The 25,260-nt window shown below is 57.6% G+C and carries 18 protein-coding genes, 2 tRNA genes and 4 rRNA genes; 14 read left to right on the top strand and 10 right to left on the bottom strand.

Going from position 1 to position 25,260, the window contains the following annotated elements; genetic code table 11:
- The first annotated feature begins 23 nt into the window (after positions 1 to 23).
- The 5 genes from AB7M23_RS06970 to AB7M23_RS06950 are packed head-to-tail and all read left to right on the top strand — an operon-like array spanning position 24 to position 5,086.
- On the top strand, positions 24 to 476 hold the full coding sequence (locus tag AB7M23_RS06970) for a MarR family winged helix-turn-helix transcriptional regulator (protein ID WP_102053690.1): 453 nt from the start codon (positions 24 to 26) through the stop codon (positions 474 to 476).
- Positions 473 to 2,563 carry an FUSC family protein gene (locus AB7M23_RS06965; RefSeq protein WP_454240482.1) on the top strand — a complete coding sequence of 697 codons (2,091 nt, stop codon included), beginning with the start codon at positions 473 to 475 and terminating at the stop codon, positions 2,561 to 2,563. Before AB7M23_RS06970 ends, AB7M23_RS06965 begins: the two co-directional genes overlap by 4 nt.
- Positions 2,560 to 2,772: a DUF1656 domain-containing protein gene (locus tag AB7M23_RS06960; RefSeq protein WP_330523915.1), complete on the top strand. Its 213-nt coding sequence runs from the start codon at positions 2,560 to 2,562 to the stop codon at positions 2,770 to 2,772. Before AB7M23_RS06965 ends, AB7M23_RS06960 begins: the two co-directional genes overlap by 4 nt.
- Complete coding sequence (locus AB7M23_RS06955) at positions 2,769 to 3,644, top strand: HlyD family secretion protein (RefSeq protein ID WP_330523916.1); 876 nt, start codon at positions 2,769 to 2,771, stop codon at positions 3,642 to 3,644. The genes AB7M23_RS06960 and AB7M23_RS06955 overlap by 4 nt, the downstream gene beginning before the upstream one ends.
- Positions 3,641 to 5,086, top strand: coding sequence for an efflux transporter outer membrane subunit (locus tag AB7M23_RS06950; RefSeq protein ID WP_454240481.1), 1,446 nt, complete (start codon positions 3,641 to 3,643; stop codon positions 5,084 to 5,086). Before AB7M23_RS06955 ends, AB7M23_RS06950 begins: the two co-directional genes overlap by 4 nt.
- Positions 5,087 to 5,091: 5 nt before the next feature.
- Here AB7M23_RS06950 and AB7M23_RS06945 read toward each other — a convergent pair whose 3' ends face one another.
- Positions 5,092 to 5,841, bottom strand: coding sequence for a slipin family protein (locus AB7M23_RS06945; RefSeq protein ID WP_065761859.1), 750 nt, complete (start codon positions 5,839 to 5,841; stop codon positions 5,092 to 5,094).
- A 2-nt stretch (positions 5,842 to 5,843) separates the two neighbouring features.
- A complete protein-coding gene (locus AB7M23_RS06940) occupies positions 5,844 to 7,211 on the bottom strand; it encodes an NfeD family protein (RefSeq protein ID WP_454240480.1) in 1,368 nt (455 codons plus the stop codon).
- Between the two features lie 138 nt (positions 7,212 to 7,349).
- Here AB7M23_RS06940 and AB7M23_RS06935 point away from each other — a divergent pair, with 138 nt between their 5' ends.
- The 3 genes from AB7M23_RS06935 to AB7M23_RS06925 all read left to right on the top strand — a co-directional run bounded on the left by AB7M23_RS06935 (position 7,350) and on the right by AB7M23_RS06925 (position 8,812).
- Positions 7,350 to 7,808 carry an aminoacyl-tRNA deacylase gene (locus AB7M23_RS06935; RefSeq protein ID WP_065761603.1) on the top strand — a complete coding sequence of 153 codons (459 nt, stop codon included), beginning with the start codon at positions 7,350 to 7,352 and terminating at the stop codon, positions 7,806 to 7,808.
- Positions 7,809 to 7,870: 62 nt separating this feature from the next.
- Complete coding sequence (locus tag AB7M23_RS06930) at positions 7,871 to 8,110, top strand: DUF2789 domain-containing protein (protein ID WP_454240479.1); 240 nt, start codon at positions 7,871 to 7,873, stop codon at positions 8,108 to 8,110.
- Between the two features lie 63 nt (positions 8,111 to 8,173).
- Positions 8,174 to 8,812 (top strand): NADH:ubiquinone oxidoreductase subunit N, encoded by a 639-nt coding sequence (locus AB7M23_RS06925; RefSeq protein WP_099773257.1) that lies wholly within the window; start codon positions 8,174 to 8,176, stop codon positions 8,810 to 8,812.
- 21 nt (positions 8,813 to 8,833) lie between these two features.
- On the opposite strand, the gene lapD is transcribed toward AB7M23_RS06925, so the two are convergent.
- On the bottom strand, positions 8,834 to 10,780 hold the full coding sequence (gene lapD, locus AB7M23_RS06920; RefSeq protein ID WP_454240478.1) for a cyclic di-GMP receptor LapD: 1,947 nt from the start codon (positions 10,778 to 10,780) through the stop codon (positions 8,834 to 8,836).
- 9 nt (positions 10,781 to 10,789) lie between these two features.
- Positions 10,790 to 11,452: a cysteine protease LapG gene (gene lapG / locus AB7M23_RS06915; protein WP_454242150.1), complete on the bottom strand. Its 663-nt coding sequence runs from the start codon at positions 11,450 to 11,452 to the stop codon at positions 10,790 to 10,792.
- Positions 11,453 to 11,790: 338 nt separating this feature from the next.
- On the opposite strand from lapG, the gene AB7M23_RS06910 reads away from it, so the two are divergent.
- The 6 genes from AB7M23_RS06910 to AB7M23_RS06885 all read left to right on the top strand — a co-directional run bounded on the left by AB7M23_RS06910 (position 11,791) and on the right by AB7M23_RS06885 (position 19,404).
- Positions 11,791 to 12,483 (top strand): GntR family transcriptional regulator, encoded by a 693-nt coding sequence (locus tag AB7M23_RS06910; protein WP_065761599.1) that lies wholly within the window; start codon positions 11,791 to 11,793, stop codon positions 12,481 to 12,483.
- A 79-nt stretch (positions 12,484 to 12,562) separates the two neighbouring features.
- Positions 12,563 to 13,141 (top strand): thioesterase domain-containing protein, encoded by a 579-nt coding sequence (locus tag AB7M23_RS06905; protein WP_454240477.1) that lies wholly within the window; start codon positions 12,563 to 12,565, stop codon positions 13,139 to 13,141.
- Between the two features lie 598 nt (positions 13,142 to 13,739).
- Positions 13,740 to 14,516: a DUF3050 domain-containing protein gene (locus tag AB7M23_RS06900; RefSeq protein ID WP_065761597.1), complete on the top strand. Its 777-nt coding sequence runs from the start codon at positions 13,740 to 13,742 to the stop codon at positions 14,514 to 14,516.
- Positions 14,513 to 15,460 (top strand): diiron oxygenase, encoded by a 948-nt coding sequence (locus tag AB7M23_RS06895; protein WP_454240476.1) that lies wholly within the window; start codon positions 14,513 to 14,515, stop codon positions 15,458 to 15,460. Before AB7M23_RS06900 ends, AB7M23_RS06895 begins: the two co-directional genes overlap by 4 nt.
- Positions 15,457 to 18,909: an amino acid adenylation domain-containing protein gene (locus tag AB7M23_RS06890; protein ID WP_454240475.1), complete on the top strand. Its 3,453-nt coding sequence runs from the start codon at positions 15,457 to 15,459 to the stop codon at positions 18,907 to 18,909. The genes AB7M23_RS06895 and AB7M23_RS06890 overlap by 4 nt, the downstream gene beginning before the upstream one ends.
- A gap of 30 nt (positions 18,910 to 18,939) precedes the next feature.
- Positions 18,940 to 19,404: an SRPBCC family protein gene (locus AB7M23_RS06885; protein WP_454240474.1), complete on the top strand. Its 465-nt coding sequence runs from the start codon at positions 18,940 to 18,942 to the stop codon at positions 19,402 to 19,404.
- Positions 19,405 to 19,541: 137 nt separating this feature from the next.
- On the opposite strand, the gene rrf (AB7M23_RS06880) is transcribed toward AB7M23_RS06885, so the two are convergent.
- From rrf (AB7M23_RS06880) to AB7M23_RS06855, 6 genes are all read right to left on the bottom strand, one after another.
- Positions 19,542 to 19,657 (bottom strand): 5S ribosomal RNA (gene rrf, locus AB7M23_RS06880).
- A gap of 110 nt (positions 19,658 to 19,767) precedes the next feature.
- Positions 19,768 to 19,883: ribosomal RNA gene (gene rrf, locus AB7M23_RS06875) — 5S ribosomal RNA — on the bottom strand.
- A gap of 136 nt (positions 19,884 to 20,019) precedes the next feature.
- Positions 20,020 to 22,909: ribosomal RNA gene (locus AB7M23_RS06870) — 23S ribosomal RNA — on the bottom strand.
- A 244-nt stretch (positions 22,910 to 23,153) separates the two neighbouring features.
- Positions 23,154 to 23,229 (bottom strand) — tRNA-Ala (locus AB7M23_RS06865).
- Positions 23,230 to 23,259: 30 nt separating this feature from the next.
- Positions 23,260 to 23,336: transfer RNA gene (locus AB7M23_RS06860), tRNA-Ile, on the bottom strand.
- A 65-nt stretch (positions 23,337 to 23,401) separates the two neighbouring features.
- Positions 23,402 to 24,938: ribosomal RNA gene (locus AB7M23_RS06855) — 16S ribosomal RNA — on the bottom strand.
- Together the 16S, 23S and 5S rRNA genes with 2 tRNA genes alongside form the textbook arrangement of a ribosomal RNA operon.
- Positions 24,939 to 25,260: the final 322 nt, after the last annotated feature.

Below are 25,260 nucleotides of genomic sequence, written 5' to 3'. Positions count from 1 at the left end.
AATATCCGCGTGACCGCCCTCCAATGAATCTCGACGCACTGCAACTCAACATCAGCAGCGGTATGGTGGCAGCCGGCCGGCACTGGCGACGGATCTGCCAGGCCACGCTGGCTGGTTACGGTATCTCCGAAGCCTGCGCGGTGCCGCTGCTATTGATCGTGCGCCTGGGCGACGGCGTTCATCAGGTCAAGGTCGCCCAGGCGGCCGGACTGGAAAGCCCCTCCCTGGTGAGGCTGCTCGACCAACTGTGCAGCGCGGGCTTCGTCTGCCGTAGCGAAGATCCCCTCGACCGCCGCGCCAAAGCCTTGAGCCTGACCACCAGTGGCCGAGCCTTGGCCGAAGCCATCGAGGGCGAACTGGTTCGCTTGCGCCGAGAGGTACTGGCGGATCTTCCGGCAGCGGATCTTGAGGCGACTCTGCGGGTATTAAGGGCCTTTGAAGAGGCGGCACAGCGCGCCTCGGGGCAAACCGCATGAGTACTTTTTTCAGCTCAATGCCGCCTGCGCGCGACTGGTTCTACGGGGTACGAACCTTCGCCGCCTCGATGATCGCACTGTATATCGCCCTGCTCATGCAATTGCCACGGCCCTACTGGGCCATGGCAACGGTTTATATCGTATCCAGCCCATTCGTCGGGCCAACCAGCTCAAAAGCCCTGTACCGGGCCATGGGTACTCTGCTCGGCGCGGCCGGGGCCGTCTTTCTGGTACCCCTGTTGGTACAGGCGCCGGTGCTGCTGACGATCGCCATCGCGCTGTGGACCGGAACCCTGCTCTTCCTTTCCATGCACCTGCGCACCGCTAACAGCTACACCCTGATGCTGGCCGGCTACACCCTGCCAATGATTGCCCTGCCTGTGGTCGACAACCCGCTGGCCGTATTCGATATCGCGTCCTCACGGGCCCAGGAGATTTGCCTGGGCATAGTCTGCGCGGCGGTGGTCGGGGCAGTGTTCTGGCCGCGCCGACTGGCCCCTGTAGTGGTGGGCACGACCAGTAACTGGTTCAACGAAGCCCGTCGGTACAGCGACACGTTCCTCGCCCGGCAGGTATCGACCGAAACCGTCAGCACCTTGCGCGCCTCGATGGTCGCGACCTTCAACTCGCTGGAAATGATGATCGGCCAACTGGCCCATGAGGGCGCACGCCCACAAACCGTAAAAAACGCCGGCGAGCTGCGTGGTCGCATGATTCACCTGCTGCCAGTACTCGACGCACTGGACGACGCACTGCTGGCACTTGAGAAACGCGCCCCGGCCCAGGCTGAACACCTTCAAGCCGTGCTGTTGGAGGCCCGAGACTGGCTGCAAGCCACTGCCGAATCAGCCTCACCGGCACGCTGGTCGGCCTTGCGCACTCGGCTGGAAAACCTGCAGCCCGACGCCGCAGCGCTGGACGAGCGGCCCATGCTGCTGCTTTCAAATGCCTTGTATCGTCTCACCGAATGGGTCGATCTGTGGCAAGACTGCTGCACGCTGCAACAGGCCATTCGGACCGAGGACCTCTCGCCTTGGCACGCCGTTTATCGACACTGGCGGTTGGGCCGGCTGACACCGTTTTTTGACCGCGGCCTGATGCTCTACTCGGTGTTCTCGACCGTGACCGCGATCATTGCCGCCACGACGTTGTGGATCCTGCTGGGCTGGAACGATGGCGCCAGCGCAGTCATTCTGGCAGCGGTTGCCTGCAGTTTCTTCGCCGCCATGGACGACCCGGCACCACAGATTTATCGGTTTTTCTTCTGGACCACCCTGTCGGTGGTGTTTGCCAGCCTTTACCTGTTTCTGGTGCTGCCCAACCTGCATGACTTCCCGATGCTGGTACTGGCCTTCGCAATCCCGTTCATTTGCGTCGGCACCCTGACCGTCCAGCCGCGCTTCTACCTGGGCACCTTGCTGACCATCGTCAATACGGCCTCGTTCATCAGCATCCAAGGGGCCTACGACGCCGACTTTCTGACCTTCATCAATGCCAACCTGGCGGGCCCCGCAGGCCTGTTGTTCGCCTTCATCTGGACCCTGGTGATGCGCCCGTTCGGTGTCGAGCACGCCGCCCGGCGGCTAACGCGGTTTAGCTGGCACGACATCGTCGGCATGACCCTTCCAGCCACCTTGGCCGAGCACCGCAGGCTGGGCGTGCAAATGCTCGACCGCCTGATGCAGCACCTGCCACGCCTCGGCCAGACCGGACAGGACACCAGCGGTGCCCTGCGTGACTTGCGGGTTGGCCTGAACCTGCTCGACCTGCTGGCCTATATGCCCCGTGCGTCAGCCCAGGCTCGAGCGCAACTTGAACAGGTCGTCACCGAAGTGGGCGCGCATTTCCAGGCCTGCCTGGACGCTCGCCGTCGCCTGCACCCGCCTGAACTGTTGCTGACCAGCATGGAGCGCGCTCGCCAGGCGCTTAACGTGCAGAGCATGGCCGAACACGCCGATGCCCGTCTGCATTTGCTGCATGCCTTGAGCGGTTTGCGTCTGGCCTTGCTGCCAGGCGTGGAAGTCATGCTTGATCCCGCTGCAAACCCACCTCAATTGCCCTATGGCATCGACGGAGCGCCCCTGTGATCGGTGACCTGGATATCAGCGGGGTTTTCCTGCCCACGCTGCTCGTGATGATGCTGGGAACATACCTGCTGTTTCTCGGCGTGCATGCCGTGCTGACACGCGTGCATTTCTATCGCCTGGTCTGGCACCGGGCGTTGTTTAACGTCGCCCTCTACGCCGTACTGCTCGGTACGGTAGATCATTTTTTTCGAAGCCTGATGCTGCCATGAAGAAACCTCTATTGACCCTGGGACGCATGGTCCTGACGCTGTTGGTTGTGACGCTGGCGACCGTACTGGTCTGGCAGATGGTGCTGTATTACATGTTCGCGCCCTGGACCCGTGACGGGCACATCCGCGCCGATGTGATCCAGATCGCGCCTGACGTGTCCGGGCTGATCCAGGAGGTCAGCGTGCGTGACAACCAGGTGATCAAACGTGGCGATGTGCTATTCACCATTGATCAGGACCGCTTCCGCCTGGCCTTGCGCCAGGCCCAGGCCACCTTGGCAGAGCGCAAGGAAACCCTGGCCCAGGCGCAACGTGAGGCCAAGCGTAATCGAGGGTTGGGCAACCTGGTCGCCCAAGAGCAACTGGAAGAGAGCCAGTCACGCGAGGCACGGGCGCAGTCGGCTCTGGCCGAGGCCCAGGTGGCAGTCGATGCGGCGCAGCTCAACCTCGACCGCTCGGTACTGCGCAGCCCGGTGGACGGCTACCTCAACGACCGAGCCCCGCGCGTACACGAGTTCGTCAGTGCCGGGCGCCCTGTACTGTCGGTTGTGGACAGCAATTCTTACCACGTCGACGGCTACTTCGAGGAAACCAAGCTTTCCGGCATCAAGGTTGGCCAGGCAGTGGACATTCGCGTCATGGGTGACAACACACGGCTGCGTGGCCATGTACTGAGCATCGCCGCCGGTATCGAAGACCGCGACCGCAGCAGTGGCGCGAACCTGCTGCCCAACGTCAACCCCGCATTCAGTTGGGTACGCCTGGCCCAGCGCATCCCCGTACGCATCGCCTTCGATCAGGTGCCGGATGATTTCCGCATGATCGCCGGGCGCACGGCCACAGTGTCCATCATCGAGGGCAGCGGTCAATGAAGCGGTTGGCATTGCTGAGCATCAGCCTGGTGCTATCGGCCTGCCAGATGGTCGGCCCGGATTACCACCTGCCCAAGGACGCAGCGGTCAACCGCAGTGACCTGCAAGGCACGTTGCGCAACGATGCGAACAGCGTGGTCTCCGCACCAGTGCCCGGCAACTGGTGGCAGCTGTATCGCGATGATCGCCTTGACCACTTGGTGCGCGACGCCCTGGCTGCCAACACCGAGCTGCGCGTAGCTGCCGCGAATATCGCCCGGGCCCGCGCCCAAGTCGAGGAAGCACAGGCTCAGGGCGGCTTTCACGCCGGAACGAAACTCGGCGCCCAGCGCCTGCAAGAATCCGGCGAGGCGTTCCTGCTGCCGGAAAAAGTGCCCGTGGCCAATATTGGCGAAGCGATCCTTAGTGCGTCCTACCAGTTCGACCTGTGGGGCACCCTCAAGCGCGGTGTAGAAGCAGCCCAAGCCAATGCCGACGCAACCCAGGCCGCCGCTGATACGGCACGAATCACGGTGGTCGCCGACGTCGTGCGCGCCTATACCCAGGTGTGTGCCGCCAACGAAGAGCTGCACATCGCCCAGACCTCACTGGACCTGCAGGAGCAAAGCCTGAGCCTGACCCAACGCCTGCGCGATGCCGGGCGTGGCGACGAAACCCAGGTCACGCGCTCGCAGACCCAGTTCAAATCCCTGCGCGCTGAACTGCCGCGCTATCAGGCAGCACGCGAAGCCGGTCTGTTTACCCTTTCGATGCTGCTGGCCAAGCCTGTCGACCAGCTACCGGCCGGCACCGCAACCTGTGCCGAACTGCCCCACATTGCCCAGTTATTACCCGTAGGTGATGGGGCCGCGCTGCTCAAGCGACGCCCAGATGTACGCCAGGCCGAGCGCGGCCTAGCAGCCGCCACCGCCACCATCGGGGTCGCCACCGGCCAGCTGTATCCGGACATCAGCATTGGCGCTCAAGTTGGCACCATCGGTATTCTGGAAAACCTCGGTACACCGGCAACCAACCGCTGGGGTTTTGGTCCGCTGTTGACCTGGAACGTACCGACCAACGGTACTCGGGCACGTATCCGCGAAGCCGAGGCCTCGACCCAGGCCGCCCTGGCACGCTTTGACGGCGTGGTGCTCAACGCCATCCGCGAAACCCAGACCAGCCTTGCCCAGTACAGCGCCCTGCTGGAGCGGCGTGATGCCTTGGCAGAGGCCGAACGCTCGGCGCAGTTGGCTGCAGATCAAACGCATCGTTTCTATCAGGCCGGTCGCGCGTCGTTCCTTGCCGACCTGCAGGCGACCCGCACTTACACGGATATGCGCGCCCAACTGGCGGCTGCCAACACTCAGGTCGCCTTGGGGCAGATTGGGTTATTCCTCGCGCTGGGTGGGGGCTGGGAAGGCACTGGCGATGCACGCGCCGCGCAACCCTTGGCAGCACACTGATGCCCTCAGGTTTTATCCATCATCCCCTTGAACAGCTCCAACGGCAGCGGGAAGACGATGGTTGATGACTTGTCCCCGGCAATGCTGCCCAGGGTCTGCATATAGCGCAGTTGCATGGCGCCGGACTGGCGCCCTAGCATTTCGGCAGCCTGCATGAGTTTCTCTGACGCCTGCAACTCGCCTTCAGCATGAATCACCTTGGCCCGTCGCTCACGCTCGGCTTCAGCTTGACGGGCTATGGCGCGAATCATCGACTCATTCAGGTCGACATGCTTGATCTCGACGTTTGCCACCTTGATGCCCCAGGCATCGGTCTGGGCATCAAGCACCTGACGGATGTCCAGATTGAGCCGTTCGCGTTCAGCCAGCAGTTCGTCGAGTTCATGCTTGCCCAGTACCGCACGCAAGGTGGTCTGGGCCAGTTGGCTGGTAGCGGCGAAGTAGTCCTCGACCTGAATGATTGCCTTTTGGGCATCCAGCACACGGAAGTAGAGCACCGCATTGACCTTGACCGAGACGTTGTCGCGGGTGATCACATCCTGGGGCGGTACGTCGTGAACCACGGTTCGCAGATCGACCCTGACCATCTGTTGCACGCCCGGAATCAGCAGAATCAGCCCCGGCCCTTTGACCTGCCAGAACCGACCCAACTGGAACACGACGCCGCGCTCGTATTCGCGCAGAATGCGAAAGGCTGAAAACAACAGCAGCATGATCAGCCCAAACAGCGCAGCAAAACCCAGTTGCAGGAACATGCTCACTCTCCTTGCGCCGGTTGTTCGGCGGCAGCACTAACCTCCAGCAGCACGCCGTTGCGTGCCACCACCCGAACCCGCTGCCCGGCGTGCAAAGGCGTCTGGCACTGTGCCTGCCACTGCTCGCCCTGGGCCTGTACACAGCCCATGCAAGGGTCTGTGGCCTGCACGTCGGTGACCCTCACCACGCTACCCACAAGGCCGGCATCTCCACTGACCAGTGCACGCCTTCTGGTCCTGAGCGCCATACCGATCAACCCGCTCAACAACAACGCTGCGAGCAGGGCCAACCCCAGTATCAGAGGCAAGGGAATGCCAAAGCCGGGCACATCGGTGTCCATCAGAATGACAGCGCCCGCCACAAACGCGGCAATACCCCCAAAGCCGATGACCCCAAAGCTGGGCAAGAACGCTTCTGCAATCATGAATGCCAGCCCCAGCATGATCAGGCCAACGCCGGCATAGTTCACCGGCAACAACTGCAACGCGTACAAACCCAACAACAGGCAGATGCCACCCACCACGCCGCCTACACCGGAACCCGGGTTCATGAACTCGAACATCAGCCCGTAGACACCGACGGTGATCAGCACCAGCGCCACACTGGGGCTGGTGATGACCGCCAGCAGTCGGGTACGCCAGTCGGGTTGCCGCTCAATCAGCGGCGCCTGGGTGGTCTGCAACACGACGGCCTGGCCTGCAGCCTCAAGGCTCTTGCCATCGAGTTGGCGCAACAGGTCTGGCACATCAGTGGCCACACGATCGATCACCTTTAGCCGCAACGCTTCGCTGGCGGGCAGACTGACCGCATCACGGACGGCCTTTTCCGCCCACTCGACATTCCGCCCGCGCAATTGCGCCAGGCTGCGAATGTAAGCGGCGGCATCATTGATCTGTTTGTGGAGCAGGGTGTCGCCAGGATCTAAGGGCGCCTTCTTGTCGCTACTGGGGGCAGCGGGCGGCGCGCCCGGTGCACCGCCAATCTGCACCGGTGTAGCCGCACCAAGATTGGTTCCCGGGGCCATCGCCGCGACATGACTGGCGTAGAGAATATAGGTACCCGCGCTGGCCGCCCGAGCCCCACTGGGCGAAACAAAGGTGGCCACCGGTACCGGGCTGGCGAGAATCGCCTTGATAATGGTACGCATCGAGCTGTCCAGGCCACCCGGGGTGTCCAGCTCAATCACAACCAGTTGAGCACTCAATGCCTGAGCCTGGGCCAGCCCCCTCACCAGATAGTCGGCAGAAGCCGGACCAATGGCATCGTCTACACGCAAGAGCAGCACCGGGCTACCAGGCGCACCCTGCCCCCTCGACATAACGACGAGCATCAGCAGCAGAAGCATGCGCCACCAGCGGCGAGCGTTCACCCGGTCACACCTGGCTTGTATGTGTGAATTAAGTTTAGTCCGGCAACCCACAACAGCACCGCCTAAACTTTCCACAGGGGGACAAACTAACCGAGGCCTGTAATGGCATAACGCCTGGACTGGGCCTGGAGGTGCATCATGCGTATGGCAAGAACCGTGCAGCAGCGCCTGGACACGGCCGGCTGCGATTACGACATCGTTCCTCACCCACACTCAGCGACCAGCCTTGAGTCTGCACGCACTGCAGGTGTCCCCGCCGAGCGGGTCGCCAAATCAGTCATGCTCGACGACCGTCACGGGCACTACCTGATGGCTGTACTACCGGCCAACCGTCATCTGGACATGAGCAAGGTGCGCGCCACCGGCCCTTGGCAACTGACCCGAGAAAGTGGCCTGCCACACCTGTTCGGCGACTGTGAGCGCGGCGCCATTCCAGCGTTGGGCGATGCCTACGAAATCAAAATGCTGCTCGACCCGACGTTGACCCGTCAGGGCGATATCTACCTGGAAGCAGGCAACCACGATTATCTGGTTCACATGAGCATGGATCAGTACCTGAAACTGGTGCCAAAGGCCGAAGTGCGCGAGGTCTGCTGATGATCTCCAACCCACCGCCAGGCGGGCACTGTCATTAGTCTGCCTGGCCCAAGGAGCGAACCATGGAATCAACTACCCATAGCCTTCCCTCACTGTTCAAACAATTGGGCTTGGCTGACGATGCGCTGAGCATTGACCAGTTCATTACCAGCCACTCCCCCCTGAAATCCGATATAGCGCTCGCAGATGCGCGGTTCTGGACAGCGTCGCAACGCGATTTTTTGCGCGATGAAATCCTTGAGGACGCCGACTGGGCCGAAGTGATCGACCAGCTCAGTCTGGCACTGCGAAAAATGCGCTGAGCGGCAACGGATATCGGCGAGTGGCGTTGCTATGCTCAAAACAACAACACGGGGACAGCGCCAATGAAAGATCCCTATGCACCCGGCTTCTGGTGCGCGGTAACCGCCTTGGTATTGCTCACCGCCGGTTATTTCTATGGCATACGCGACGCTTACGAACTGGCAGAGGCCGAACTGTTCCTGTTCGGCGCCGCTGCCGTGATCGCGGCAATGGCACTGACGTCATTGGCCTGGACCTCCTGGCAGCAGTTGAAAACGCGCAAGCGCCAATTGGCTCAGGGCCGCACACTGGTTGCCATCTGGAACACCAAGGTGGCGCTGCGCCGCGTCGAGACCGTCTTTGACCGCTATTTCTGGGGCAGCTATTGGCAGCCCGGACGGACCTTTCAGGAGGTCATGGGCGAACTGGAGGGCACGCCACTGGAGCAAAGCCTGGAAGCCTTGAAACGCCAGTGCCGCGAGCTTGACCAGGAAATCCAGGACTCCCGTTGGCACTGGCTGAACAATGCTCGGGAGCTCTCCAGTGTGGCCACCGCGATGGCCCGCGAGCGCTATCAACTGGACCTGTGCGATTCACAGCAAAGTGCGGGACGGGGTGCGGCAGTACTCAACCGCGACCTGGAAGTGCTGGTGTACACCTGGTCGGCGCGCCTGCGCAGCTTTGATCACCAACTCGATGAGCTGGAAGGCGAGTACCGTTAGCGTACTCGCCCCGCCGCAGCACTACTTCCAGGGTGCCGGTTCGCCGACCAATTGCCCCTGAATACCCTGAATGCCCATTTCACGCAGCACATTGAGCTCACCTTCGGTTTCAACGCGCTCGGCAATCAACGGCAAGTCGATACTGTGTGCTGCGCGCTGGATCGCCTCGATGAACAGGCGCTTGTGCTGTTCCTGATCAATGGCGCGAATATAGCTGCCGTCGATTTTCAGGTAGGCCAACCCCAGATTCGCAAGGTTGCCGATCATGCTGAAGCGCCCGCCAAAGCGCTGCAGGCTCAGGCTGAAACCCAGACTGCGAAGGCGTCGGGTCAATTGCTCCAGCACGGATTGCTCGGGAAGCTGCTCTTCCCCGATTTCCAGCGTCAGACGTTGGCCCAGTGCCGGATACTGCCCCAACAATTCATAGACCCGCTGCAAGGCCTTTGGATCAGCCAGGGTTGCCGCCGACAGGTTCAGCGCCAAGGCGTAGCCGTGGTCGCCCATTTGCTTGAGCACGAGCTCCAACATCAACAGGTCGAGCCTCGCCGACCAGCCAAAGCGCTCCAGCCAGGGCAAAAAGCGACCGGCAGCGATGGTTTGACCCTGAGCGTCGAGCAAGCGCGACAACACTTTGTAGTGCAGTACACGCTCAAGGTCTTCCGACGCCACAACCGGTTGGAAGAACAACTGGAAACGCCCCTGACTCAAAGCATCATCCAGCAAGGTATGCCAACCATGATGGGTATCACCTGTTTGCGGCGCAGTACCCTGCTCAAGGCACACCCAACTCGGCTCAACCTGGGCCTCGGCGCGAGCCAGGGCCTCATCAGCCAATTTCAACAGTGCCTGCGGGTCATCACCCGGGCTGTAAGGCGCAAGGCCGATACAGGCCACCGTGCTCACGTCGGTCGCACCGGTCGCACTAAGGCTCTGCAACGTGACCTCAAGCGCCTGCGCCAACTGCACGGCCTCTTCATGCACCATGCCCGGCGCCAGCACGGCGAACTCGCCGCCGCGGCTGCGGGTAATCAGGTTGTTGGTTTCCGGGTAATTGGCACAGGCACGTTTCAGCTGCTGCCCGACCGCTTGCAGCAACTGATCAGTCCGTTGCCCACCCAAACGCTGGTTGAGCCCCGCCAGATCCTTGACCCTCAGCAACAGCAGGTAGCCCGCTCGCGCCTCTTCCAAGTTACTGACCTTGGCGTTGAGTTGCATCTCGAAATAGCGGCGGTTGGCCAGCCCGGTGAGACTGTCCTGGTATGACTCAATCCGCAGTTTCTCGCTGCGCTCGGTCTGCTCCAGAAACAGCGCCTTGAGCTTATCGACCATCTGGTTCATTGCCTGGACAACGCGACGCAGTTCAGGTGTACGCGGCAGTTCGGGCAAGCTCAGGAACTCTCGCCGTGCAATGGCTTGGGACTGGGCAACCATATAGTCCAACGGCTTGAGTTGGCGACGTAACAACATCGCGCCCAACAATGCACTCAGCGCACCACAGAGCAGCAGCCAACCCAGGCTACCCAATGCACTCTGCCAGAGCTTGGCCAGGGCGAACATCGGGTGACTGACCACCTCGACACGCGCCGCCTGCTGCCAACCCCGGCTGACGATCGCATCGCCGCCCGCAGCCTCCAGGCCTATGAGACGGATGAACCAGCGTGGCACGCTGCCAGCTTCCGGCTCGGCATGGCGCTCAACCAACAGGACGTCAGAGGTCAGGTCTACTACCCGGATGCTGGAATAGTAACCACTGTCGAATATCGAGCTGACCATCAACTCGACCATTGCCGGGTCATCAATGTTCGGTGTCAGCGACAATGCCAACGCCGTCGCCGCATCCTGGGCATGCGAGCGCAGTTGGTTGACGTACTGACTGCGCGAGCTTTCCAGACTAACCATGAAACTGCCGGTGAAGGCGACCACCAGGAACAGGCAGATGGCAAGCAACAATTGTTTGAACAGTGACATCTACGCTCCTTAGTAAACCGGCTCGGCCGGGAAACCTTCGGCCTGCATCTTCTTCAATAGATCCTGCCAACGGGACAAACGCTTGGTATCGCCGACCTTCTTGTTACCCTTGGCCCCCGCCAGCCAGAGCCCCTCGCCGTTGAATGCATAGACCGGCAACAGGTCGGCACGCTGGCTGGCGGGCTTGATCGCATCGATCAGGCTATCCAGTACCAGCGGCATGGCGTCTGGGTTCGAATAATAGGTCAAAACCATATGCGCGCGGTTCTGGCGCAGCGCCTTGACGTAGGTAATACGCAGCTTTTCGCTGGGAACTCCAAGCCGACGCAAGCTGAAATACTTGGCAATCGCATAGTCCTCGCAATCACCGGCACCCTTGATCAGCGACTGGATTGGGGTAGCCCAATAATCCACTTCACGCCAAAGGTCGATATCTTCCTCATAGCGCATCTGACGGTTGAAGAACTGATTGACCACATTGAGGCGCTCGACCTCACTCAGTTGCTTCTGCGTAGCCAACAACTGTTGCCAGGCATCGATACGCCCTTGGCCTGCCCCCAGTGGGCCGTACAAGGCCTGAGCTCGTCGACTGATCTGGGAGAAATCCCAGTCCGCACGCAAGCCGCCCAGCAACATGCAGCCAAGCAGCAAGGCCAGACCAAACCGGCGCATGATCAGATGAAAAGCCCAACGTTTCGCCAATGCGAATAACCCGTGCAGACCTGAGGGAACCGGATGGTGCGACTTGCTCGATGAAAAAACAATGGCCGACTGAGATCACACTGCTATTACTGTGCAACTACCCAGAAAATACCGGCATTCTGTCCGCTTCCCTTGGGCAAAAACTTCATTCACGATAGTCGTTGAATCGGCAACAGCGCACTTGTTGCAGGGCCGCATAAAGTGTTGTCGCTGTGGTTCACAGCCGGTTTGACAAGTAAATTTTCAATCACTAGTGTAGATTGGATCCAAGATCCAAAAAAGCACACCGACATCAGGGTAGAGTCCGCGTGGCCGAAAAGTCCAAACTCTTGAGTGAAATACTCGGTGGCGAGCAGGTTCCGCCGCATCTCGCTCGCAGTGTGATCGAAGAACGGCTGCGCAGCGCCATCATCGAAGGGCGACTAGCACCCGGAGTGGCCTTGCGCCAACAGGAACTGGCAACGTTGTTCGGCGTCAGCCGCATGCCCGTTCGCGAGGCATTACGCCAATTGGAAGCACAGTCATTGTTGCAGGTGGTAGCCCATAAGGGGGCCGTGGTTGCACCGTTGATCGGTGAGGATGCGGTGGACACCTATGCGCTACGGGTCATTCTGGAAGCTGAGGCGTTACGCCAGTCGATCCCACTGCTTGATGCCGACGATATCGCGCAGGCACGTCACTACATCGAACTGTTGGAGACCGAAACCCGATATGCAGAGATCGGTCGTCTGAACCGCCTGTTTCACATGTCTCTCTACCACAAGGCACCCAACCAGAAACTGCTGCGCCTGATTGAAAACGAACTCAATGAAGAAGAACGCTTTCTGCGTTTCCATCTTTCGTCCATGGGGCTGGGCAAACTGACCCAGGATGACCACCGCGGGTTAGTGGAAGCGGCCAATGACAAAGCCGTTGAAGAGGCCGTCAGTATTCTGCAGAAGCACTTGAACAAAGCCGCCGTAACAATGAAAAACTACCTGAGCAAGCAGCGAAACGATTGATCCCGCAGCCTGCGCCTTACAGAGACTGGCGCGGGGCTGCAGTACTGCTTCAGGGAAGTCTTGAGCGCAAGGAAATGCAGTGCACGCCCACACGCCACAACAGCTTACGCCCCTACCGTGCGCACAGCCCGGCTCAATTGTGCTGATCTGCTTCGCCAACAGCGCGAGCAGCCTGGTGCACTATCAGCGCTGGCAGAACGACCTGAACGATCACATTGAGCTGGCGCCAATAGATGTATCAGGCTACGGTGCGACCGAAGGCGGCTCTGGCACTGAGGACCTTTGCGAGCAATTGTTTGAGCGTTTGCAGGCCTATCTACGCCGACCTCATGCGCTGTTTGGTCATAATGACGGCGCGCACCTGGCCTTCGAGATCGCCAAGCGAATGCAACACGTCAGTCCGCGCTTGACCCGTCATCTGTTCGTTTCAATGTGCGATAGCCCAGCAACCTCGCCATGCCAGACCGCGCATAGCCTTCAAGTACCCGTCACTGCGCTTTATCCGCCAGGCAGTCTGAAACGCATACTGGGCTGGCGAGACTACATTTGCCGTGAGCTGGAACTGATCGAGTTGCCCAGCACGCAACTCGACGATCCGAAGCTGCAGCAGCGTCTGATGCAAATCATCAATACCCACTTGGGGCTGCTCAGCCTCTAACCCTGCTTCGCTGTCACCCATCAACGACATCCCCTCTTACACCTCCTTTTCCTCCAGGCCGGCAGCCAGACATGGCAGTGCCGCCATTTTGAGCACACTCTTAGCAGCAGACGGCCGCTGATCGCCAAGGGTGGGCCTGGTCGTCTGTGCGTTATGGATCAACAGAAGGAGTTCGACCACGGGCAAGGACCGATACCGATCAGCCGCCCCTCATAGTTCATATGTAACTTCCCCACCACATCAGTGCGCCGAGCGAAACAATCGCTCAATAACTTTATTTCGATCTAACTGCATCGAAAGGATCGCACTCATCCAAATAAAACTTAACTTAAAAGTTTTATAGAAGACCTTATTGTCAAATAATAAGCGCGCCATTAATTAATTTAAAAAACACTTGCAGACAACTTTGAAGTTGCTTTAGTTTTTCCCTGCCAACTGCATAAGCGTTGGCACTGTGGGCCCACAAGGGCCTGAATAAAGCCACGACGGGCTTATATACAGCAATCGCCATTATCGGACTTTTCGTTCGACGGCCTCGCTCGGCCTGAAGAAAACAATTCATGCCCCACTCACAACATTGTCCAATTAAGGAACCATCATGACCCCACTCAAATGTTTACTCAGTGAAAAGAAGGCTGTACTTGCCGCGCACCCCATCTTCGCCGAAATAGACTCATTACCCGTGTTACAACGGTTCATGGAAACCCATGTCTTTGCCGTCTGGGACTTCATGTCACTCACCAAGCGGCTACAACAAGAACTGACCTGTGTACAACTACCCTGGTTACCACCCGCTGACCCCAAGGCGGCTCGCCTGATCAATGAAATCGTTTTAGGCGAGGAGTCCGATAACCGGCTGGTGCACGGTCATTACAGCCACTTTGAGCTGTATCTGGACGCCATGCGCGAAGTCGGCGCCAGCACGCTCGCTATCGAGCAGTTCGTGCGCCTGCAGCGCGAGGGCATGGGTTATGCCAGTGCCTTGGGCCGTGTCGCTGCCAGCGATGCCGCCAAGCAGTTCGTCTGCAACACCCTCGAAACCGCCATGAATGCCCCCGCCCATGCAGTCGCAGCAGCGTTCCTGCATGGCCGCGAAAGCGTCATTCCAGGCATGTTCCAGCGAATTCTGGATGATTGGGGAATTACCGCAGAACAGGCCCCGACCTTCCGTTACTACCTGCAACGGCATATCGAAGTGGACTCGGAAGACCACGGGCCAGCAGCCGAGCAGTTGCTCGCGCGGTTAGTAAACAACGACCCCCGACATGAGAGCGAGATGTATGAAGCTGCCATTGCTGCAGTGGAGAGTCGCATTGCCCTCTGGGACCGCCTGCGCGACGCGATGCACGCTGAAACTGCCGAGGCCAGCGTATGAATGCTATCGACTACCAGTCGTTCGCTACGGCCTGGGAAGACCGAGCAACGATACGCACCCGCCCACGGCGAATACTGGAGAACGACGACCGACTGATTTATCCGTTGAGCCGTCAGCCACTGGTGCTGGGTGCCACGTTCATGCGCGAGTGCTCGCAATGGCGCGACTTCGTGCTGGTGCAAAGTCTCTACAAGTTCATCAACGATGTAGTGATCTTCGAAACCGAGATCGTCGACCGCACAGCACGCGCCATTGCCAAGAACCGCTTCGCGATCCGCTTTCCTTTTGCCTGCCGCTACGACGCCATGACGGTGGTCGTTGATGAGGACTACCACGCTCTGGTGGCAATGGATTTCATGCAACAGACCGTGGCGCTGACCGGCATTGAGCCGATCGATCTACCCAACGAAATTGAACTGAGCCGCGCTATTCCGGCGGCCCTGGCCCTGGTGCCAGAACACCTGCGAGATGCGCTTGAACTGATTTGCGTGGCCATCGCCGAGAACACGCTGACCAACGATGTGGCGGCCTTTGCCCGCGACGACACGGTCAAGCCATCAATCAAGGGCCTGATGGCGGATCACCTGCTCGACGAAGGCCGTCATTCGACGTTCTGGGCGCGGCTGGTACGCCTCTACTGGCAGAGCGCACCGGAAGAGGACCGTAGCTGTATCGCCCAGATACTGCCGGTGTTCATTCGCCAGTACCTCACCAACGATATCCAAAAGGCCTTCGACTTCAACGTGATCAAACACCTTCAGGTGTCTGAACGCGTGCGCACAGCGCTTAACGAGGAGGTGCTGAGCATGGTTTATCCGATCAATCAGCAACACCCACTACTGGGCAACATCCTGCGCTTTTTCCGCAACAGCTCAATGCTCGACTCGCCGTGCGTGCAACACGCGCTGGCCGATTACCACGTCGAGACAAGGAGACCGTCATGAAACGCCTCGATATTTTACTGGTAGGCACCAGCCCGGCACTGGCTGCACTGCACGCTGAGCTGGAGCAACATGGTCACGTCCTTTACCTGGCGACAGATCTGTCTAGACCAGAGCAGCCGTTACAGGTGGCTCCACAATTGGTCATCGAAGATGGCAGCTTGCCCCTTCCGTATGCCGCAGAAACAGGTGTTTCCGGTTGCACCTTCCTGAGCCTGCGGCTGGGTAGCAGCACTGACACACAGGACCTGCTACCGGGCCTGGAGTTGCGCTGCTGGACAGGCAGCCGCAAAGCCCAACGGCTGATTGCACACGAAGTGCTGCCGATGGAGCCTTCAGGTAATGGTCAGCAACTGCGTCTGCAAGCCATTGCCCGCCTTCAGTCACTGGTTGCGCTGCAGGTCGGGCGCCTCTCGCGCAACCCCGACTACTTGCTTGAAACGCCCACCATCAGTGGTGCTCAGTTCGCCCATGAACACGGCCTGATGTGGCTGGAACAACTGGCATTTGTTCATCTCTTCAATAGCACCCGGGATGAACAGTTACTCAAGCGCGCGGATGTGCCTGTCATCGAACGGCTGGAGCGCAGTTTTAAGGTCTTTGCCGATAACCCGGCGCTGAACCTGAATGGTCATCGTCTCAGTTATGCCCAGTTGCACGCTCAGGCATTGGCCATTCAACAGCAGTTGATCCCTCACCTGCCAGAGCACTGGGCGCAACCACCGGTGATCGCCATCTGCTTGCCCAAGTCACTGGCACTCTATGCCAGTTTGCTCGCCGTATTGGGCTGCGCGGCGGTGTACCTGCCGATGGACCCCAACCACCCTGCCGAGCGTCTTCAGTACATTCTCGACAATGCCGGCGCAGCACTGCTGATTCACGATGCCAGCTTCAGTCCCAACCGGGCGGGCCTACCCACACTGGATCTGAGCCAATTACCCGCGGCACCGCAAACGCCCCTGTCCAGCCTGATACGCATACGCGCACAGAGCGAAGCACCCAGTGTGGCCATTTACACCTCAGGTACCACCGGCCACCCAAAAGGGGTTCTACTCAGCCAACGCAACCTGAGCCACTTCCAGCATTGGTATGCCGAGCATGTGCAACTCGAGGCACACAGCCGAGTGCTGCAATTTTCGACCATCAACTTCGATGCATCGTTACTGGACATCCTGCCTACGTGGGCCTGTGGCGCCGAATTGGTCATCCCTGATGAAGACCAGCGGCGTGACCCACAACGCCTGCTTGAGCTGATACAGCGAGAAGCTGTCACTCATGCCTTTCTGCCACCGGCTTTACTGAGCATCCTGCCGCTGAAGCAGATGAGGGGCGTGAACCACCTGATAACCGGTGGCGATGTCTGCGAACCAGAAGTAATCGAGCACCTGGCCGAACAGTGCTGTTTCCACAACATCTACGGGCCAACCGAAACCACCGTACTGGCAACTACGCGTGTATTCGCCTGCCGGGACAACAACCGCAACTTGGGTCGCCCCATCGCCAACTGCGAAGTTTTCATTCTCGACGAACACCTGCAACCCGTGGTCGAGCAAACACCAGGTGAGTTGTACATCGCAGGACCGGGCGTGGGCTTAGGTTACTTGGGTAATCCGCAGTTAAACGCCGAACGCTTTCTGCTACTGGACCTGCCCGACGGTAGACAGCTGCGCGTCTATCGCACGGGCGATGTGGGCAAGTGGACGGAGCACGGTATCGAAATCTGCGGTCGCCGGGATAATCAGGTAAAGATCCGCGGCTTCCGCGTTGAGCCGGAAGAGGTCGAGCATTGCCTGCGTGCCAGCAAGCTCTACCGTCAGGTTGCCGTCGTGGTCGATCAGCAACGCCGCTTGCTGGCTTTTGCTGCCCAGCCACGGCAGGCAGACGCCAAGGTGGCGTTGCGCAGATACGCCGAGCAGCAACTACCTGATTACATGTGTCCAGCGTTCTATCAGGAACTGCCAAACATGCCCTATACGGCCAACGGCAAAATAGACCGTCAGGCCCTGCGTGCGCGCCCTGTTCAACTGGGGCCGCAAAACACCCATGTGGCACCGCGAAACGATTGTGAACAGCGTGTACTCAGGATCTGGAGCGCGCTACTGGAGTTGCCCGCAGACCATATCTCCTGCACCGACAGTTTCTTCAACCTGGGTGGTCATTCGATTCTGTTGTCGCGCCTGCTATTGGAAGTTCGCGAAACGTTTGGTCGCAGTATCCCAATCAACCGTTTTATCGAAATGCCAACCTTGCAACGCATGGCAATGCTGCTGGGCGACGAAGATAACGAGACCAGCACGCTTGACCCTCAAGCAAGGTCCGATGCTGAACGTGCGCTAGACCTTCAGGTGCAACCAATAGACTGCCTTGGTGATGTACACAAGGTCATCGTCACCGGTGCCAACAGCTTCCTTGGTGTGCATATCGTCGAGGCCCTCCTGGACTGGGGCGCTAGCGAAGTGGCCTGCCTTGTGAGACGTAACGCAACCCACTCAGCGGAGGAACGTTTTACTCAGGCCGTGACCGAGAACCAGCTACAAGGCTTGGACCTGAACCGCGTGAGGGTTTTTGAAGCCGACCTGCGCCAACCGAAGCTTGGACTTAATGAGGCGGACTACGACTACCTTGACCGCCATTACGGGGCTTTGATCCACAACGGCGCACACGTCAATCATGTGCTCGATTATCAGGCTCTGGCTATAGACAACGTCGAGCCCTTGTTTGCCTGCCTGCGCTTGTGCGAAGGGCAACGAAAAAAGATCTTCAACTTTGTCTCAACGCTCTCAGCGTGCAGTGCCATCGACGATGACGGGAAGGTGCTTGAGCAACCACCTGCACAGACACCACCGATCTACATCCGCAACGGCTACAACCTGAGCAAGTGGGTCGGCGAGCGCATCCTGGAGCGGGCACGGGCGCAGGGTGTCTGGGTCAATCTGTACCGGCCGGGCAACATCACCTTCGACAGCCGTAACGGTGTCTGCCAGCCACACAAGAATCGCTTGATGCTGATGCTCAAGGGGTCGTTGCAACTGGGCCAGGTGCCAGCACTGGAGCTCAACTTCGACCTGATGCCAGTGGACTTCCTCGCCCGCTTTATCGCCTTCCACACCAGCCGCTACCGACCCGAACAGGCGGTGTTCAACCTGCACAACCCCGAGCCACTGAGCTGGCAAGCCTATGTCGCGTCGTTCCGTGACATTGGGCGGCCCTTTGAGCTGGTCGAGGTCGAGCAGTGGCAGCAGCAACTGCAGCGGGTCGACTGCGACAACGCGCTGTTCGAGGTGCTCGGCTTCTACCTGAACGGTTTTGAGGAAGACATCGGCGATACCTCACGCATCGACCATGACAACGCCCGCGAAGGGGTGTGGCGCATGGGCGAGCGCTACCCGGCAAAAAACCCGGCGCTGCTGCAACGCGGCTGCCGCTATCTCCAGGACATCCAGTTCATCTGAATCACCCAAGCCAAACAGGAGTACACAACCATGCAACTGCAACCTGACACCCTGATCCACAACCCCAATGGCTGCCGCGTTGTTTCTAGCGTCGAGATCCCCGCCGCCGCCACCAGCGTCTGGAACATCGTTGGTAACTTCGCCGGCTTCCCGGTGTTCATCCCTGCCCTGGCACATATCGATATGACCGGCAGTGGTGTGCGATCCGTACGCAAGAAGCTGTTCAAGGACGGTAATGTGGTCATCGAGCAACTCAACTCACACGACGACCAAGCAATGTGCATGACCTGGAGCCTGATCTACACCAGCCTGAACATTGGCAACCTCTGGGCGGCCATGCAGGTGGAGGCTCTGGGAGAGCAGCACAGTCGCGCGACCTGGACTATCCAGGCAGAGCCTCATGAAGGTGGTGCCGAAGCGCTACCAGCGTTCCAGGCCTTTCTACAGGGCTTTGCCGATAACGCCATGAGCAATGTCCGAAACCTGCTCACCTGAGCACCAGCCCCGGGCGGGGCGTGACCGTACGTCATGCCCCTACCGCAACCAATCTCTGTAGCTTGCATACAGCAGAGTACAGACCCAGAAAAGACAAAACCCCAGTCTGCCGAGCAGACTGGGGTTTTGGAATTTAATCTTGACGATGACCTACTCTCACATGGGGAAACCCCACACTACCATCGGCGATGCATCGTTTCACTGCTGAGTTCGGGATGGGATCAGGTGGTTCCAATGCTCTATGGTCGTCAAGAAATTCTGTTGCCAAGACGTCTTGTGCAGACGCTCCAGCGAAATTCTTGATACTTCTACCTAAAGACAAAACCCCTACCTGCATGTGCAGATAGGGGTTTCGGAATTTAATCTTGACGATGACCTACTCTCACATGGGGAAACCCCACACTACCATCGGCGATGCATCGTTTCACTGCTGAGTTCGGGATGGGATCAGGTGGTTCCAATGCTCTATGGTCGTCAAGAAATTCTGTGTACCAGACCGTCTTTCGACGCTCCAGCAAATCGGGTATGTGATAGTTGTGAGTCGCAAACTTTCGGTTCGTTTCGTCTTCACAACACCGCAATCTGGCCTTTCGACGCAAATTGCTTGGGTGTTATATGGTCAAGCCTCACGGGCAATTAGTATTGGTTAGCTCAATGCCTCACAGCACTTACACACCCAACCTATCAACGTCGTAGTCTTCGACGGCCCTTCAGGGAGCTCAAGGCTCCAGTGAGATCTCATCTTGAGGCAAGTTTCCCGCTTAGATGCTTTCAGCGGTTATCTCTTCCGAACATAGCTACCCGGCAATGCCACTGGCGTGACAACCGGAACACCAGAGGTTCGTCCACTCCGGTCCTCTCGTACTAGGAGCAGCCCCTCTCAAATCTCAAACGTCCACGGCAGATAGGGACCGAACTGTCTCACGACGTTCTAAACCCAGCTCGCGTACCACTTTAAATGGCGAACAGCCATACCCTTGGGACCGGCTTCAGCCCCAGGATGTGATGAGCCGACATCGAGGTGCCAAACACCGCCGTCGATATGAACTCTTGGGCGGTATCAGCCTGTTATCCCCGGAGTACCTTTTATCCGTTGAGCGATGGCCCTTCCATACAGAACCACCGGATCACTAAGACCTACTTTCGTACCTGCTCGACGTGTCTGTCTCGCAGTCAAGCGCGCTTTTGCCTTTATACTCTACGACCGATTTCCGACCGGTCTGAGCGCACCTTCGTACTCCTCCGTTACTCTTTAGGAGGAGACCGCCCCAGTCAAACTACCCACCATACACTGTCCTCGATCCGGATGACGGACCTGAGTTAGAACCTCAAAGTTGCCAGGGTGGTATTTCAAGGATGGCTCCACGCGAACTGGCGTCCACGCTTCAAAGCCTCCCACCTATCCTACACAAGCAAATTCAAAGTCCAGTGCAAAGCTATAGTAAAGGTTCACGGGGTCTTTCCGTCTAGCCGCGGATACACTGCATCTTCACAGCGATTTCAATTTCACTGAGTCTCGGGTGGAGACAGCGCCGCCATCGTTACGCCATTCGTGCAGGTCGGAACTTACCCGACAAGGAATTTCGCTACCTTAGGACCGTTATAGTTACGGCCGCCGTTTACCGGGGCTTCGATCAAGAGCTTCGCGTTAGCTAACCCCATCAATTAACCTTCCGGCACCGGGCAGGCGTCACACCCTATACGTCCACTTTCGTGTTTGCAGAGTGCTGTGTTTTTAATAAACAGTCGCAGCGGCCTGGTATCTTCGACCGGCATGGGCTTACGGAGCAAGTCCTTCACCCTCACCGGCGCACCTTCTCCCGAAGTTACGGTGCCATTTTGCCTAGTTCCTTCACCCGAGTTCTCTCAAGCGCCTTGGTATTCTCTACCCAACCACCTGTGTCGGTTTGGGGTACGGTTCCTGGTTATCTGAAGCTTAGAAGCTTTTCTTGGAAGCATGGCATCAACCACTTCGCGCTCTAAAGAGCACTCGTCATCAGCTCTCGGCCTTAAGATCCCGGATTTACCTAAGATCTCAGCCTACCACCTTAAACTTGGACAACCAACGCCAAGCTGGCCTAGCCTTCTCCGTCCCTCCATCGCAATAACCAGAAGTACAGGAATATTAACCTGTTTTCCATCGACTACGCTTTTCAGCCTCGCCTTAGGGACCGACTAACCCTGCGTCGATTAACGTTGCGCAGGAAACCTTGGTCTTTCGGCGTGGGAGTTTTTCACTCCCATTGTCGTTACTCATGTCAGCATTCGCACTTCTGATACCTCCAGCAAGCTTCTCAACTCACCTTCACAGGCTTACAGAACGCTCCTCTACCGCGTCACCTAAGTGACACCCGTAGCTTCGGTGCATGGTTTGAGCCCCGTTACATCTTCCGCGCAGGCCGACTCGACTAGTGAGCTATTACGCTTTCTTTAAAGGGTGGCTGCTTCTAAGCCAACCTCCTAGCTGTCTAAGCCTTCCCACATCGTTTCCCACTTAACCATGACTTTGGGACCTTAGCTGACGGTCTGGGTTGTTTCCCTTTTCACGACGGACGTTAGCACCCGCCGTGTGTCTCCCATGCTCGGCACTTGTAGGTATTCGGAGTTTGCATCGGTTTGGTAAGTCGGGATGACCCCCTAGCCGAAACAGTGCTCTACCCCCTACAGTGATACATGAGGCGCTACCTAAATAGCTTTCGAGGAGAACCAGCTATCTCCGAGCTTGATTAGCCTTTCACTCCGATCCACAGGTCATCCGCTAACTTTTCAACGGTAGTCGGTTCGGTCCTCCAGTCAGTGTTACCTAACCTTCAACCTGCCCATGGATAGATCGCCCGGTTTCGGGTCTATACCCAGCGACTAAACGCCCTATTAAGACTCGCTTTCGCTACGCCTCCCCTATTCGGTTAAGCTCGCCACTGAATATAAGTCGCTGACCCATTATACAAAAGGTACGCAGTCACCTAACAAGTAGGCTCCCACTGCTTGTACGCATACGGTTTCAGGATCTATTTCACTCCCCTCTCCGGGGTTCTTTTCGCCTTTCCCTCACGGTACTAGTTCACTATCGGTCAGTCAGTAGTATTTAGCCTTGGAGGATGGTCCCCCCATATTCAGACAAAGTTTCTCGTGCTCCGTCCTACTCGATTTCATTGATAAGAGATTTTCGCGTACAGGGCTATCACCCACTATGGCCGCACTTTCCAGAGCGTTCCGCTAATCTCAAATCAACTTAAGGGCTAGTCCCCGTTCGCTCGCCACTACTAAGGGAATCTCGGTTGATTTCTTTTCCTCAGGGTACTTAGATGTTTCAGTTCCCCTGGTTCGCCTCTTGCACCTATGTATTCAGTACAAGATACCTAGGTTATCCTAGGTGGGTTCCCCCATTCAGAGATCTCCGGATCAAAGTCTGTTTGCCGACTCCCCGAAGCTTATCGCAGGCTACCACGTCTTTCATCGCCTCTGACTGCCAAGGCATCCACCGTATGCGCTTCTTCACTTGACCATATAACCCCAAGCAATCTGGTTATACTGTGAAGACGACATTCGCCGAAAATTCGCAATACTCTTAAAGACTTAAGAGACACTCACAAATTTTACCTTAGCCTGAATAAACACCAGTGAAAGTGCTATTCAGTCTATTTCTATCACATACCCAAATTTTTAAAGAACGATTCTGAAAAAGTTCAGAAATCAATATTCGACGCGAATATTCATTTCTAAGCTTTGACGTGGTAAGCAAGTGGAGATGGTGGAGCCAAGCGGGATCGAACCGCTGACCTCCTGCGTGCAAGGCAGGCGCTCTCCCAGCTGAGCTATGGCCCCGTATTGCTACAGGCTTTCACCACAAGTAATTGGTGGGTCTGGGCAGATTCGAACTGCCGACCTCACCCTTATCAGGGGTGCGCTCTAACCAACTGAGCTACAGACCCAATCGTCTTCTTCAATGAATCAAGCAATTCGTGTGGGAGCTTATGAAGCAGCTGATGTCGTCGATTAAGGAGGTGATCCAGCCGCAGGTTCCCCTACGGCTACCTTGTTACGACTTCACCCCAGTCATGAATCACACCGTGGTAACCGTCCCCCCGAAGGTTAGACTAGCTACTTCTGGTGCAACCCACTCCCATGGTGTGACGGGCGGTGTGTACAAGGCCCGGGAACGTATTCACCGCGACATTCTGATTCGCGATTACTAGCGATTCCGACTTCACGCAGTCGAGTTGCAGACTGCGATCCGGACTACGATCGGTTTTGTGAGATTAGCTCCACCTCGCGGCTTGGCAACCCTCTGTACCGACCATTGTAGCACGTGTGTAGCCCAGGCCGTAAGGGCCATGATGACTTGACGTCATCCCCACCTTCCTCCGGTTTGTCACCGGCAGTCTCCTTAGAGTGCCCACCATTACGTGCTGGTAACTAAGGACAAGGGTTGCGCTCGTTACGGGACTTAACCCAACATCTCACGACACGAGCTGACGACAGCCATGCAGCACCTGTCTCAATGCTCCCGAAGGCACCAATCCATCTCTGGAAAGTTCATTGGATGTCAAGGCCTGGTAAGGTTCTTCGCGTTGCTTCGAATTAAACCACATGCTCCACCGCTTGTGCGGGCCCCCGTCAATTCATTTGAGTTTTAACCTTGCGGCCGTACTCCCCAGGCGGTCAACTTAATGCGTTAGCTGCGCCACTAAAATCTCAAGGATTCCAACGGCTAGTTGACATCGTTTACGGCGTGGACTACCAGGGTATCTAATCCTGTTTGCTCCCCACGCTTTCGCACCTCAGTGTCAGTATGAGCCCAGGTGGTCGCCTTCGCCACTGGTGTTCCTTCCTATATCTACGCATTTCACCGCTACACAGGAAATTCCACCACCCTCTGCCCTACTCTAGCTCGCCAGTTTTGGATGCAGTTCCCAGGTTGAGCCCGGGGATTTCACATCCAACTTAACGAACCACCTACGCGCGCTTTACGCCCAGTAATTCCGATTAACGCTTGCACCCTCTGTATTACCGCGGCTGCTGGCACAGAGTTAGCCGGTGCTTATTCTGTCGGTAACGTCAAAACAGCAAGGTATTAGCTTACTGCCCTTCCTCCCAACTTAAAGTGCTTTACAATCCGAAGACCTTCTTCACACACGCGGCATGGCTGGATCAGGCTTTCGCCCATTGTCCAATATTCCCCACTGCTGCCTCCCGTAGGAGTCTGGACCGTGTCTCAGTTCCAGTGTGACTGATCATCCTCTCAGACCAGTTACGGATCGTCGCCTTGGTGAGCCATTACCTCACCAACTAGCTAATCCGACCTAGGCTCATCTGATAGCGCAAGGCCCGAAGGTCCCCTGCTTTCTCCCGTAGGACGTATGCGGTATTAGCGTTCCTTTCGAAACGTTGTCCCCCACTATCAGGCAGATTCCTAGGTATTACTCACCCGTCCGCCGCTGAATCAAGGAGCAAGCTCCCGTCATCCGCTCGACTTGCATGTGTTAGGCCTGCCGCCAGCGTTCAATCTGAGCCATGATCAAACTCTTCAGTTCAATACTGCTTGGGTTTTGAGAAAACCCTAAACTTGGCTCAGCAATCTCAAATGACTATTTCGATTTCTCGCGTAGTCACTTGTGATGCTGATAATCTTTTTGACTATCAGTCTGATTTCACAAGCACCCACACGAATTGCTTGATTCGATTGTTAAAGAGCGGTTGGTTAAGAGCTTTTCATCTCAACCGAGGCGCGCATTCTACGCTTTCCCCTGTCTCTGTCAAGCGTTTATTTTGAAGTTTTTCAGAATTTTCCGTTCAACTTCAACCACTTGACTCGCTTCGATCTCTCGTTAGCGGGAGGCGAATTCTACAGCGTTT

It is taken from the genome of Pseudomonas sp. HLS-6 TE3448 (genome assembly GCF_053629555.1).
Note: the sequence above shows the minus strand (reverse complement) of the source record. Positions and strands in the feature narration are given on the sequence as shown.